Genomic DNA, 12,767 nt, shown 5'->3' with positions numbered 1-12,767 from the left:
AAACCTATTTCAGGACTAGACACGGGGGCAAGGCCCTCAGTCGATGTACTCGAACAGTTTGACGATCTTCTGCACGCCACCGACGCCTTGTACCAGGTTGGTTGCGCGTGCGGCTTCCTGCTGGGTGACCAGGCCCATCAGGTAGACGATACCGTTCTCGGTGATCACCTTGATGCGCGAGCCGGGGATGGTGTTGTCAGTCAGCATCTGGGTCTTGATCTTGCTGGTCAGCCAGGTGTCGTTGCTGCGTGCGGCGAACGAGGAAGGCTGCAGGATCTGCAGTTCGTTGTTGACCTTCTTCACGCGCTGGACGCTCGACGCAGCCTGTTCGGCCTTGGCCTTGAGGTCTTCGCGTGGCGTCTGGCCGGCGAGCAGGACGATGCCGTTGTAGCTGCTCACGACGATGTGCGAGGCGGCGTCCAGATCCGGGTCGGCCTTGGCGACGTTGACCGCGACCTTGGTTTCGATCACCGAGTCGTCGATCTTGCTGCCCAGGGTGCGGGTGCCCTGGTCGTCATTGATCGGACCATCGCGGGTTGCGGTCAGCACCGAGCTGCAGCCACTGAGGCCCAGGCACAGAGTCAAAGCCAGCAGGCTAAGGCGATTAACGGTCATTCTTCACTCCCGAACAGTTGGCTGTCGATCAGATCGCACAGGCAGTGGATCGCCAGCAAGTGGACTTCCTGGATACGTGCGGTGACATGGCTGGGAACGCGGATCTCCACGTCCTCGGGCAACAGCAGCGAGGCCATGCCGCCACCATCACGTCCCGTCAAGGCTACGACAACCATTTCGCGATCATGTGCGGCCTGGATTGCCTGAATAATGTTGGCCGAGTTGCCGCTGGTGGAAATGGCCAGCAAAACATCGCCAGGCTGGCCGAGGGCGCGGATCTGTTTGGAGAAGACTTCGTTGTAGCTGTAGTCGTTGGCGATCGAGGTGATGGTCGAGCTGTCGGTGGTCAGGGCGATGGCCGGCAGGCTCGGTCGTTCGCGTTCGAAGCGGTTGAGCAGTTCCGAGGAAAAATGCTGGGCGTCGCCCGCCGAGCCACCATTGCCGCAGGAGAGCATTTTGCCTTCGTTGAGCAGGGCATTGACCATGATCTGGCTGGCTTGCTCGATGTGAGGTGCAAGAACGTCCATCGCCTGTTGCTTGGTGTCGATACTGGCCTGGAAAAGCTGGCGAATTCGGGATTGCATGTCCATCAATGTAGGTGACCTTAAGTGGGGCGGTTGCCTGGCTCGAGTGCTGCCCGGATGGTTCCGGGGCCGTTCGGCGCAAGTCGTGTGCGGCCCGTAAAGCAAAGAGCAAAATCGGTGAATGAAAGTAACCGGGTCGACAGTCGGGTTCAGCTGTCGAAGGCATTCCGTAGCCAGTTCAATCGGGGTGCCATGTCGAGGGCGCCTTCTATGGCAACCACGTCGAAACGGCAGGGGCTGCTGGACCAGCGCGATTCGCGTTGCAGGAAATACTGCGCCGCGAATATTAACTTCTTGCGCTTGCGGGCATCGATACTGCCCGCGGCACCACCCCATTGGGTGTTTTTTCTATAACGAACTTCGACGAATACTACTGTATCGCCGTCGAGCATGACCAGATCAAGCTCGCCGCGTTTACATGACCAGTTCTGCGCCAGCAGGCGCAGTCCCTGTCGTTCGAGATGCCGGAGCGCGAGGCTCTCGGCATCCTTGCCGCTTTCCAGGCGTGAGCCTTGCGGCATCAGCGTTGGGTATCCGGCAGGCGCTGGACCTGACCGCTGACGAACTGTGCCCAGGGCAGTTGGCGCTCGACCCGTTGACCCTGGTCCATGCTCAGGCTGCCGGAGAGGCCGTCGATGCGGCTGTCTGGCAGTGCCTTGAGCTGGCCCAGGCGTGGCGCCAGGCGAAAGGCGTCGACACCCATGGCGTACAGGCGGCCCAGGCTGCCGGCGGCTTGTGGCCATTGCGCGGTCACCTGCTTGCGCAGCGGATCGTTGGCGTCCAGCAGCCACGGGGTTTCGCAGAAGCGAATGCCGTTCATGTCGTTGTACTGGTTGATGTCGCCGGTTGCACTGAACAGGTGAGAGGTGCCGTACACCGGTACGTCACCGGCGTACTGGAAGTTCAGGGTCGGTTTGATCTGCTGGGCCTGCTGCGGTGTGGCGGCAAGGAAGATGAACTCGATGTCCTGGCGACGCGAAGGCTGGGCGACAACCTGGCCACCCACGGTGCTTTGCAGGCTCTTGGCGCGACCTTCGCTCTGACGCAACTGGAACAGGTCGGCGATCTGTTGGGCCAGGGCTACCGGCTGGTCGACACGCTCGACACCGACCACGGTGCCGCCGTTGGCTTCCCAGTCCTGGCGGAAGGCCTTGAGTACGCGGTCGCCCCATTCACCTTTCGGCACCATGGCGGCAGCGCGGTGCAGGCCGTCGGCACGGGCGCGACGCGAAACTTCGCGGGCTTCGTCTTCGGCGGCGAGGCCGAACTGGAACAGTTGCGGCGGGTTCTGCGCGCTTTCGCTGTAGTTCAGTGCGAGGGTGGTGATCGGCAGTTGCGTACGAGCGCTGAGCTGCTTCACCAGGGGTTTTTCCAGCGGGCCGACGACCAGTTGCACGCCGGCGGCCTGGGCCTTGCGATAGAAATCGTCGAGGGAGGTCAGGCGCGAGCTGTCGTAGAACTCGATGGCCGGTGGCTTCTGTCCGGCTTGCTGGGCCTGGTACTGGGCCGCCATGAAACCCTCGCGCAGAGCCTTGCCGACCGAGGCCAGCTGGCCTTCGTTAGGCAGCAGCAGGGCGATCTTGTTCAGCGGCTGGCTGGCCAGTTCCTTGAGTTTCACCAGCGCCTGCGGCAGTTGCTGGGCTGCCGGGTGCTTGGGGTTCTGTGCCCGCCAGGTGTCGATCGCCGCCTGTTGCTGTTCCAGCGTGCCGGAAGTCTTCACCGCCAGGGCCAGGCCGAGCCAGCCGCTGAGGTCGTCGTTACCGCTGGGTTGCAACTGATCGGTCGGCAGTGCGGCGATCAGTGCCCAGATCGCTTCGTGGTTGGCGCGAGCGGCGTCGCCACTGAGCAGCGGGGCGATGAAGATGCGCTCGCGAGCGGCTGCCAGGGTCTGGCCGTCGGCTTCGAGGGCGCGGGCGCGAACGGTCTGGGTGCGGATCTGCTGGTCCACCGGCAATTCACCCAGGTGCTCCAGGCTCGGGTGGCTCAGGGCGGTGAGGGCCGCCTTCGGCTGATTGCGGGTCATCGCCAGTTCGGCGGCCAGTGTGCTGGCGAAAACCTGTTGGCCCGGCTTGAGCTGGTCCAGCTGCACCTGGGCAAGGATCTGCGCGGCGCGACCGGTGTCCTTCTGGCGGTAGGCCAGGTCGGCGGCGGTCAGGCGCAGCAGGGCGGCCTTGTCCGGTGTCTTGCTGGCGGAGGCCTGTTCGAGCAGTTGCTCGATGCTGGCATCCGGGGTCCGTGGGAGTTCGCCAAGGCTGGAAGAGGGCGAGCTGGCGCAGGCCGCCAGCAAGGCAGCGAGGCAGAGGGCAGAGAACAGCCGCAGGCAAGCGATCATGTAAGTGTTCCTGATACTCGATCAAATTAGCGTGGAATTGTACCCAAGCACTGGCCGGGGCGCGATGTCGCTGGCGTGAAACCGTCAATTTTGGTCGTACAAGGCGTGTCAGAGACCCGGCTCTTCGCGCCTGGGCGGGGTCATCGCGCCGTCGTGGAGCATATCGGCAGGGCTTCTACGCGCTACAATGGGTTTTTCGTTCTTCTTGAGGTGTGCGCTTTGACTGCTCCAGGTGCTTTGAATTCCGCGATGGGCTCGCTTTATGTGGTGGCGACGCCCATCGGCAACCTGGATGACATCAGTGCGCGAGCAATGAAGGTGCTGCGCGAGGTGGCGCTGATCGCGGCGGAGGACACCCGGCATTCGCTGCGGCTCTTGCAGCACTTCGGCATCAACACGCCACTGGCGGCCTGCCATGAGCATAACGAGCGTGACGAGGGCAGCCGTTTCATCGCCAAGCTGCAGGCGGGCGAGGATGTTGCCCTGATCTCCGATGCTGGCACGCCGCTGATTTCCGATCCGGGCTATCACCTGGTGCGCCAGGCGCGTGCCGCGGGGATCAAGGTGGTGCCGGTCCCGGGCGCCTGTGCGCTGATCGCGGCGCTGTCGGCGGCGGGTCTGCCATCCGACCGATTCATCTTCGAGGGCTTCCTGCCGGCCAAGGCGGCGGGGCGTCGTTCGCGTCTGGAACAACTGCGCGAAGAACCTCGGACGCTGATCTTCTATGAGGCGCCTCACCGCATCCTCGACTGTCTGCAGGACATGGAAGCGGTGTTCGGTGCCGAGCGCCCGGCGCTGCTGGCACGTGAGCTGACCAAGACCTTCGAGACGCTCAAGGGGCTGCCGCTGGCTGAATTGCGCAGCTTCGTCGAAGCCGACAGCAATCAGCAGCGTGGCGAGTGCGTGGTGCTGGTCGCCGGCTGGAGTGCCCCGGAAGGCGATGAGGCAGTCGGCGCCGAGGCCATGCGCATTCTCGACCTGCTGCTCAAGGAAATGCCGCTCAAGCGCGCCGCCGCCCTGGCGGCGGAAATCACCGGTGTACGCAAGAACCTGCTGTATCAGGTGGCGCTGGATAAGCAGAAAAATGACTGACGATTTTTTCGTGGGGCCATTCGGCTATTGATGTCGGAATGGTCCTGGGCGGCGCATCTTGTCCCGGCATGCCGGGGCGATGACGGCTTTAATGCTTGTCCTTCTGGCCATGTGCCGGTAACCTGCGCGGCGGAGAGTCGATTGGACAGTCGCTGCCCTTCATGAAAATTGGAGGGGGGAGGAAAGTCCGGGCTCCATAGGGCGGAGTGCCAGGTAATGCCTGGGGGGCGTGAGCCTACGGAAAGTGCCACAGAAAACAACCGCCTAAGCACTTCGGTGCCGGTAAGGGTGAAAAGGTGCGGTAAGAGCGCACCGCACGTCTGGTAACAGTTCGTGGCTAGGTAAACCCCACTCGGAGCAAGACCAAATAGGGTTCCAAGGCGTGGCCCGCGCTGGAACCGGGTAGGTTGCTAAAGATGTCCAGTGATGGCCATCGTAGAGGAATGACTGTCCTCGACAGAACCCGGCTTACAGATCGACTCTCCACTTTTTCCCCTCCCTGCCCGCAATCGCTGGCAGAAGCGCATTTGTAATATCGAAAAAATCTTAGTCTTAACAAACTACTTTAACTTCTGACCTCAAGTTTCTGAGGCGAGTCGAGTTTGCCCGGAAGAAACCTCTCCAAATTCTCGCAAAGTCTCCTTTTACGCTCCTAAATCTCCGTTCTGTAAGGGTTTTCCTTAAGACCGTGCCTTGACGGTGTGGTGGGCGCATTCCTATAGTGTGCGCAAGTGGAGGAAAGTGGCATGAAGTGGGTTTTTTGGACGTAAAACGCTAATATTTGGAGAAACGCAGCTGTGTTTCGCGGAGCCAACGCTATCAGTCTCGATGCCAAGGGCCGTCTCGCCATGCCGAGTCGGTACCGTGACGAGCTCGATTCGCGTAGTTCCGGACAACTGATCGTCACCATCGATGCGGTCGATCCCTGCTTATGTGTATATCCACTCGACGAGTGGGAACTGATTGAGACCAAGTTGCGTGCGCTGCCGTCGTTGCGGGAAGAGAACCGCCGTCTGCAGCGTTTGCTGATTGGTAATGCCGTCGATCTCGAACTCGATGGCAGTGGTCGTTTTCTGGTGCCGCCGCGCCTGCGTGAGTACGCGAAGCTGGACAAGCGCGCGATGCTGGTGGGCCAACTGAACAAGTTTCAACTGTGGGACGAGGACGCCTGGAATGCTGTTGCTGCAGCGGACCTGGCGGCCATTCAACAACCGGGCGCGATGCCTGATGAACTGCGTGATCTGATCCTGTGACTATTGATAGCGGCTTTAACCACATCACCGTACTGCTTGACGAAGCCGTCGAGGCTCTCGCCGTACGCCCTGATGGCTGCTATCTGGATGGCACCTTCGGTCGGGGCGGGCATAGCCGCCTGATTCTCAGCCGACTCGGACCTGATGGCCGACTTCTGGGTTTCGACAAGGATCCACAGGCGATTGCCACCGGGCAAGCGCTAGCGGCCGAAGACGGCCGCTTTGTCGTTGTGCAGCGCAGCTTTGCCGAGCTGGGGGCGGAGGTCGCCGAGCGGCAGATGGCGGGCAAGGTCAATGGCATCCTGCTCGACCTGGGCGTTTCCTCGCCACAGCTGGATGACCCGCAGCGCGGCTTCAGCTTCATGAATGACGGTCCGCTGGACATGCGCATGGACCCTTCGCGGGGGATCAGTGCCGCCGAGTTCATCGCCACCGCGCCGGTGGAGGAAATTGCCCGGGTCTTCAAGGAGTACGGCGAGGAGCGTTTCGCCGGTCGCATGGCCCGTGCCGTGGTCGAGCGTCGTGAAATCAGGCCTTTCGAGCGCACGGCCGATCTGGCCGAGGTGCTCAAGGTCGCCAACCCGGCCTGGGAGAAGGGCAAGAACCCGGCGACCCGGGCGTTCCAGGGCCTGCGCATTCACGTCAACAATGAGCTGGGCGATCTCGAAGCCGGCCTCGAAGCAGCGCTGGACGCCCTCGAAGTCGGCGGTCGCCTGGTGGTGATCAGCTTCCACTCGCTGGAAGACCGCATCGTCAAGCTGTTCATGCGCCGCCTGGTCAAGGGCGAGGAAGACAACCTGCCGCGTAACCTGCCGGTCCGCCACCAGGCATTCGAACCGCGCATCAAGGTGCACGGCAAGGCCCGGTTCGCCTCCGATGCCGAGCTCAAGGCCAACCCGCGTGCCCGTAGTGCCGTCATGCGTGTCGCGGAGAAATTGCGGTGAGCAAGCTCTACGCCAAGCCACTTCCGGGCGGAAGCTTTTTCATGTTCCTGCTATTTGTCGCCGTACTGGTGTCCGCCATCGGCGTGTCCTATAGCGCGCACTGGAACCGCCAACTGCTCAACTCGCTCTACAACGAGCTGAGCGTGCGGGACAAGGCCCAGGCCGAGTGGGGGCGACTGATCCTCGAACAGAGCACCTGGACCGCCCATAGCCGTATCGAGACCCTGGCCACCGAGCAACTGAAGATGCGCATTCCCAGCCCATCCGAGGTCAGGATGGTGGCGCCATGATGAAGCTCGAGGGCGCGCTCTATCCGTGGCGTTTCCGCGTCGTGCTCGGCGCGCTGGCGCTCATGGTCGGCTATATCAGCTGGAAGATCGTCGACCTGCAGGTCATCGATCGTGCGTTCCTGATCGGCCAGGGCGACGCGCGCAGCATGCGACACATTCCGATTCCCGCCCACCGCGGCCTGATCACCGACCGTAACGGCGAGCCCCTGGCCGTGAGCACGCCGGTGACCACGCTGTGGGCCAATGCCAAGGAAATGCAACTGGCCAAGGATCGCTGGCCGGCCCTGGCCCAGGCGCTTGGGCAGGATCCCAAGCTGCTGGCCGAGCGCCTGGAGCAGCAGGCCAACAAGGAGTTCATCTATCTGGTCCGCGGCCTGACCCCGGAGCAGGGCCAGGCCGTGCTCGATCTCAAGGTTCCCGGTGTCTACGGCATCGAGGAGTTCCGGCGTTTCTATCCGGCCGGTGAAGTGGCGGCGCACATGGTCGGTTTTACCGACATCGACGACCACGGGCGCGAAGGGGTGGAGCTGGCCTACGACGAGTGGCTGGCCGGGGTGCCCGGCAAGCGACAGGTGATCAAGGACCGGCGCGGCCGGCTGATCAAGGATGTCCAGGTAACCAAGAACGCCAAGGCCGGTAAGCCCTTGGCGTTGTCCATTGACCTGCGCCTGCAATACCTGGCCAACCGCGAACTGCGCAACGCCCTGGTGGAAAACGGCGCCAAGGCCGGCAGCCTGGTGATCATGGATGTGAAGACCGGCGAGATCCTCGCCATGGTCAACCAGCCGACCTACAACCCGAACAATCGTCGCAACCTGCAGCCGGCGATGATGCGCAACCGCGCGATGATCGACGTGTTCGAGCCGGGTTCGACCATGAAGCCGATCTCCATGAGTGCCGCCCTGGAAACCGGACGCTGGAAGCCCAGCGACACGGTCGAGGTCTATCCCGGCACCCTGCAGTTGGGCAAATACACCATCCGCGACGTTTCCAAAACCGAAGGTCCGGTGCTCGACCTGACCGGTATCCTGATCAACTCCAGTAACGTGGGGATGAGCAAGGTCGCCTTCGACATCGGTGGCGAGGCGATTTTCCGTGTCATGCAGAAAGTCGGCCTGGGCCAGGACACCGGTCTCGGCTTCCCCGGCGAGCGCGTCGGCAACCTGCCGAACTACCGTGAGTGGCGCAAGGCCGAAACCGCGACTCTGTCCTACGGCTATGGCCTGTCGGTGACCGCCATCCAGCTGGTGCACGCGTTCTCGGCCCTGGCCAACAACGGCAAGATCGTGCCGCTGACCCTGATCAAGACCGACAAGACGCCCGAAGGTACCCAGGTCATCCCGGAAAAGGTCGCCAAGACCATGCAGGGCATGTTGCAGCAGGTGATCGAGGCGCCGCGGGGTGTCTGGCGTGCCAAGGTCCCGGCCTATCATGTCGCCGGCAAGTCCGGTACCGCGCGCAAGACATCGGTCGGCACCAAGGGTTATGCCGAGAACTCCTATCGCTCGCTGTTCGCCGGTTTCGGCCCGATGAGCGATCCGCGTTACGCCATCGTGGTGGTGATCGACGAACCGAGCAAGGCCGGCTACTTCGGTGGCCTGGTTTCGGCGCCGGTCTTCAGCAAGGTGATGTCCGGCACTCTGCGGCTGATGAACGTCAGCCCGGATGACCTGTCGAGTATTCCGCAGCAGCAAGCCATCGCCGCGCCGGAACCTGTAAAAGGAGGGCGTGGTTAATGTCCCTGAGCCTGAACAAGATTTTCCCTCATGCCGGTCGCGATCTGCTGATTCGCGAGCTGGCGCTCGACAGCCGCAAGGTGCGCGCCGGTGACCTGTTCCTGGCGGTGCCGGGTGGCAAGGTCGACGGCCGTAACCATATCGCCGATGCGCTGCAGCGTGGGGCGGCGGCGGTTGCCTATGAAGCCCAGGGCGCTACCGTGCTGCCGATCACCGATGTCCCGCTGATTCCGGTCAAGGGCCTGGCGGCGCAGTTGTCGGAGATCGCCGGACGCTTCTATGGCGAGCCGAGCCGGCAACTGAACCTGGTGGGTGTCACCGGTACCAATGGCAAGACCAGCGTCAGCCAACTGGTGGCCCAGGCCCTCGACCTGCTTGGTCAGCGCTGCGGGATTCTCGGCACCCTGGGCAGCGGGTTTCATGGCGCGCTGAACAGCGGCATGCTGACCACGCCGGATCCGATCGCCGTGCAGGCGACCCTGGCCGACCTGAGGAACGCCGGTGCCAGGGCCGTGGCCATGGAGGTTTCCTCCCACGGCCTGGATCAGGGCCGGGTCAGTGCCCTGGCCTTCGACGTGGCGGTGCTGACCAATCTCTCGCGCGACCATCTCGATTATCACGGCACCATGGAAGCCTATGGTGCGGCCAAGGCCAAGCTGTTCGATTGGGCCAACCTGCGTTGCCGGGTGATCAACCTCGACGACGACTTCGGCCGGCGGTTGGCAACTGGCGAGCACGAATCGCGGTTGATCACCTACAGCCTGCAGGACAGCAGTGCCCACCTGTATTGCCGGGACGCCCAGTTCGGTGACGAGGGGGTGCGCGCGACGCTGGTGACCCCGCAGGGCGAACATCATTTGCGCAGCACGCTGCTCGGCCGCTTCAACCTGAGCAACGTCCTGGCAGCCGTGGGCGCCTTGCTAGGGCTGGATTACGCCCTGGATGAAATCCTGCGGGTGTTGCCGCAACTGGAAGGCCCGGCCGGCCGCATGCAGCGTCTGGGTGGCGGCACGCGCCCGCTGGTGGTGGTTGACTATGCACACACCCCGGATGCCCTGGAAAAGGTCCTGTTGGCCTTGCGCCCGCATGCCAAGGGGCAGTTGCGTTGCCTGTTTGGCTGTGGCGGCGACCGCGATCGCGGCAAGCGCCCGCTGATGGCCGAACTGGCCGAGCGTCTGGCCGACAGCGTGCTGGTGACCGACGACAACCCGCGCACCGAGGATCCCCAGCAGATCTTCGACGATATCCGTCCGGGCTTCAGTACCCCTGATGCCGTGCGTTTCGTGTCCGGTCGTGGCCTGGCGATTGCCGAGCTGATTGCCGCTGCCAGTGCCGACGACGTGCTCGTCCTGGCCGGCAAGGGGCATGAGGATTACCAGGAGATCAACGGCGTGCGCCACGCCTTCTCCGATCTGGTCGAAGCCGCCAAGGCTCTGGATGCCTGGGAGGCCGCCAATGCTTGAAGCCATGAAATTGAGTGAGGTCGCCAATGCCTTGTCCGGTCGCCTGAGTGCGGCCGATGCCAGTTTCTCCGGGGTGAGTATCGACAGCCGGTCGATTCAGCCTGGGCAACTGTTCGTTGCCCTGACCGGGCCGCGTTTCGATGGGCATGATTACCTGGACGACGTGGCGACCAAGGGCGCCGTCGCAGCGCTGGTGGAGCGCGAGGTGGCCGGCAGCCAACTGCCGCAACTGGTGGTTCGTGATACCCGCCTGGCCCTGGGGCAGCTTGGGGCGCTGAATCGGGCACTGTTCAAGCAGCCGGTGGCGGCGGTTACCGGTTCCAGCGGCAAGACCACGGTCAAGGAAATGCTGGCGAGCATTCTGCGTACCCGTGGCCTGGTCCTGGCGACCCGGGGCAACCTGAACAACGATCTGGGCGTGCCGCTGACCTTGCTCGAACTGGCGCCGGAGCACAGTGCCGCGGTGATCGAACTGGGTGCTTCGCGTATTGGCGAGATCGCCTACACCGTCGCCATGACCAGGCCACATGTCGCGATCCTGAATAACGCCGGAACCGCCCATGTCGGCGAGTTCGGTGGCCCCGAGAAAATCGTCGAGGCCAAGGGCGAAATCATCGAAGGGCTGCAGGCCGACGGTACTGCCGTACTCAACCTGGACGACAAGGCCTTCCCGATCTGGAAGGTCCGGGCTGGCGCCCGCAAGGTGCTGAGCTTTGCCCTGGACAATGACAGCGCCGATTTCCACGCCCGCGCGGTTTCCCGCGATCCACGCGGCTGCCCGCAATTCGAGCTGCACGCTCCCGACGGCTCGGCACCGGTTCAACTGAACCTGCTGGGCACGCACAACGTGGCCAATGCCCTGGCCGCCGCCGCCGCCGCCCATGCGCTGGGCGTGTCCCTGCCGGGCATCGTCGCCGGGCTGGAAGCGGTCCAGCCGGTCAAGGGCCGGACGGTGGCGCAATTGGCAATCAATGGCATTCGCGTGATTGACGATACCTACAACGCGAACCCCACCTCAATGTGCGCTGCCGTTGATATACTCGCCGGCTTTTCCGGCCGCACCGTTCTGGTGCTCGGAGATATCGGCGAGTTGGGCGAGTGGGCGGAGCAGGGGCATCGTGAAGTAGGGGCTTACGCCTCAGGCAAGGTTTCCGCGCTGTACGCGGTGGGACCGATGATGGCCCACGCCGTCGACGCATTTGGCCAAAACGCTCGTCATTTCGCCACTCAGGCCGATCTGATCGAGGCGCTTGGCGCCGAGCAAGACACCAATACCACCATTTTGATCAAGGGTTCGCGCAGCGCGGCGATGGAAAACATCGTGGCGGCCCTGTGCGGGCCTGCGCCTCATATCAAGGGAGAGACGCATTAATGCTGCTGCTGCTAGCGGAGTACCTGCAACAGTTCTACAAAGGCTTCGCGGTCTTCCAGTACCTGACCCTGCGCGGGATTCTCGGGGTGCTGACCGCGTTGTCTCTGTCGCTGTTCCTGGGCCCGTGGATGATTCGTACCTTGCAGAACCTGCAGATCGGCCAGGCAGTTCGCAATGACGGCCCGCAATCGCACCTCTCCAAGTCCGGCACGCCGACCATGGGAGGCGCGCTGATCCTGTCGTCCATTGGCGTCAGCACCCTGCTGTGGGCGGACCTGCATAACCGTTATGTCTGGGTGGTGCTGCTGGTCACCCTGCTGTTCGGCGCCATCGGCTGGGTCGACGACTATCGCAAGGTGATCGAGAAGAACTCCCGTGGGCTGCCAAGCCGCTGGAAGTATTTCTGGCAGTCGGTGTTCGGCCTGGGGGCGGCGATCTTCCTGTTCATGACCGCGCAGACCCCGGTGGAAACCACCCTGATCGTGCCGATGCTCAAGGATGTCAGCATTCCTCTGGGCGTGGGCTTCGTGGTCCTGACCTATTTCGTGATCGTCGGTTCGAGCAACGCGGTCAACCTGACCGACGGTCTCGACGGCCTGGCGATCATGCCGACGGTGATGGTCGGTGGTGCACTGGGTATCTTCTGCTACCTGTCGGGTAACGTGAAGTTCGCCGAATATCTGCTGATCCCCTACGTACCGGGCGCCGGTGAGCTGATTGTGTTCTGTGGTGCGCTCATCGGTGCCGGCCTGGGCTTCCTCTGGTTCAACACCTATCCGGCCCAGGTTTTCATGGGCGATGTCGGCGCCCTGGCGCTGGGCGCGGCCCTGGGCACCATCGCGGTGATCGTTCGCCAGGAAATCGTCCTGTTCATCATGGGCGGGGTGTTCGTCATGGAGACCCTGTCGGTGGTCATCCAGGTCGCTTCCTTCAAGATGACCGGTCGCCGGGTGTTCCGCATGGCACCGATTCACCACCACTTTGAACTCAAGGGCTGGCCTGAGCCACGCGTGATCGTCCGGTTCTGGATCATCACCGTGATTCTGGTGCTGATCGGCCTTGCCACCCTGAAGCTGAGGTAGAACC

Annotated in this window: 12 protein-coding genes and 1 other RNA gene; 9 read left to right on the top strand and 4 right to left on the bottom strand. The window is 63.0% G+C overall.

All coding sequences use genetic code 11. The features are described 5' to 3' along the window. Positions 1 to 36: 36 nt before the first annotated feature. The 4 genes from PF66_RS04010 to PF66_RS03995 form a co-directional block, all read right to left on the bottom strand. Positions 37 to 615: a BON domain-containing protein gene (locus PF66_RS04010; protein WP_054059874.1), complete on the bottom strand. Its 579-nt coding sequence runs from the start codon at positions 613 to 615 to the stop codon at positions 37 to 39. Continuing rightward, positions 612 to 1,205: a phosphoheptose isomerase gene (locus PF66_RS04005; RefSeq protein ID WP_054059873.1), complete on the bottom strand. Its 594-nt coding sequence runs from the start codon at positions 1,203 to 1,205 to the stop codon at positions 612 to 614. Before PF66_RS04005 ends, PF66_RS04010 begins: the two co-directional genes overlap by 4 nt. Before the next feature lie 143 nt (positions 1,206 to 1,348). Continuing rightward, positions 1,349 to 1,720, bottom strand: a complete 372-nt coding sequence (locus PF66_RS04000) for a YraN family protein (protein ID WP_054059872.1) — start codon at positions 1,718 to 1,720, stop codon at positions 1,349 to 1,351. Continuing rightward, on the bottom strand, positions 1,720 to 3,531 hold the full coding sequence (locus PF66_RS03995) for a penicillin-binding protein activator (RefSeq protein WP_054061937.1): 1,812 nt from the start codon (positions 3,529 to 3,531) through the stop codon (positions 1,720 to 1,722). The genes PF66_RS04000 and PF66_RS03995 overlap by 1 nt, the downstream gene beginning before the upstream one ends. Before the next feature lie 249 nt (positions 3,532 to 3,780). On the opposite strand from PF66_RS03995, the gene rsmI reads away from it, so the two are divergent. From rsmI to mraY, 9 genes are all read left to right on the top strand, one after another. Beyond that, complete coding sequence (gene rsmI / locus PF66_RS03990; protein WP_162491331.1) at positions 3,781 to 4,623, top strand: 16S rRNA (cytidine(1402)-2'-O)-methyltransferase; 843 nt, start codon at positions 3,781 to 3,783, stop codon at positions 4,621 to 4,623. Between the two features lie 133 nt (positions 4,624 to 4,756). After that, positions 4,757 to 5,110, top strand: an RNA gene (gene rnpB, locus PF66_RS04015) — RNase P RNA component class A. Positions 5,111 to 5,420: 310 nt separating this feature from the next. After that, complete coding sequence (mraZ, locus tag PF66_RS03985; protein WP_054059869.1) at positions 5,421 to 5,876, top strand: division/cell wall cluster transcriptional repressor MraZ; 456 nt, start codon at positions 5,421 to 5,423, stop codon at positions 5,874 to 5,876. Then, entirely contained in the window at positions 5,873 to 6,820 is a 948-nt protein-coding gene (rsmH, locus tag PF66_RS03980; RefSeq protein ID WP_054059868.1) for a 16S rRNA (cytosine(1402)-N(4))-methyltransferase RsmH, read from the top strand. The genes mraZ and rsmH overlap by 4 nt, the downstream gene beginning before the upstream one ends. Further along, positions 6,817 to 7,110 carry a cell division protein FtsL gene (ftsL, locus tag PF66_RS03975; protein ID WP_017904835.1) on the top strand — a complete coding sequence of 98 codons (294 nt, stop codon included), beginning with the start codon at positions 6,817 to 6,819 and terminating at the stop codon, positions 7,108 to 7,110. Before rsmH ends, ftsL begins: the two co-directional genes overlap by 4 nt. Next, complete coding sequence (locus tag PF66_RS03970; protein ID WP_192842759.1) at positions 7,110 to 8,846, top strand: peptidoglycan D,D-transpeptidase FtsI family protein; 1,737 nt, start codon at positions 7,110 to 7,112, stop codon at positions 8,844 to 8,846. The genes ftsL and PF66_RS03970 overlap by 1 nt, the downstream gene beginning before the upstream one ends. Continuing rightward, the gene (locus PF66_RS03965) at positions 8,846 to 10,309 is read left to right on the top strand and encodes a UDP-N-acetylmuramoyl-L-alanyl-D-glutamate--2,6-diaminopimelate ligase (protein WP_054059866.1); all 1,464 of its coding nucleotides are present in this window, start codon (positions 8,846 to 8,848) and stop codon (positions 10,307 to 10,309) included. The genes PF66_RS03970 and PF66_RS03965 overlap by 1 nt, the downstream gene beginning before the upstream one ends. After that, positions 10,302 to 11,681, top strand: coding sequence for a UDP-N-acetylmuramoyl-tripeptide--D-alanyl-D-alanine ligase (locus PF66_RS03960; RefSeq protein WP_054061935.1), 1,380 nt, complete (start codon positions 10,302 to 10,304; stop codon positions 11,679 to 11,681). Before PF66_RS03965 ends, PF66_RS03960 begins: the two co-directional genes overlap by 8 nt. Then, positions 11,681 to 12,763, top strand: coding sequence for a phospho-N-acetylmuramoyl-pentapeptide-transferase (gene mraY / locus PF66_RS03955; RefSeq protein ID WP_054059864.1), 1,083 nt, complete (start codon positions 11,681 to 11,683; stop codon positions 12,761 to 12,763). The genes PF66_RS03960 and mraY overlap by 1 nt, the downstream gene beginning before the upstream one ends. Positions 12,764 to 12,767: the final 4 nt, after the last annotated feature.

Origin of the sequence: Pseudomonas asplenii (genome assembly GCF_001293465.1) — a bacterium.
Classification (GTDB): domain Bacteria; phylum Pseudomonadota; class Gammaproteobacteria; order Pseudomonadales; family Pseudomonadaceae; genus Aquipseudomonas; species Aquipseudomonas fuscovaginae_B.
The sequence above is the reverse complement of the archived record's forward strand: the minus strand, read 5'-3'. Positions and strand labels throughout refer to the sequence as shown.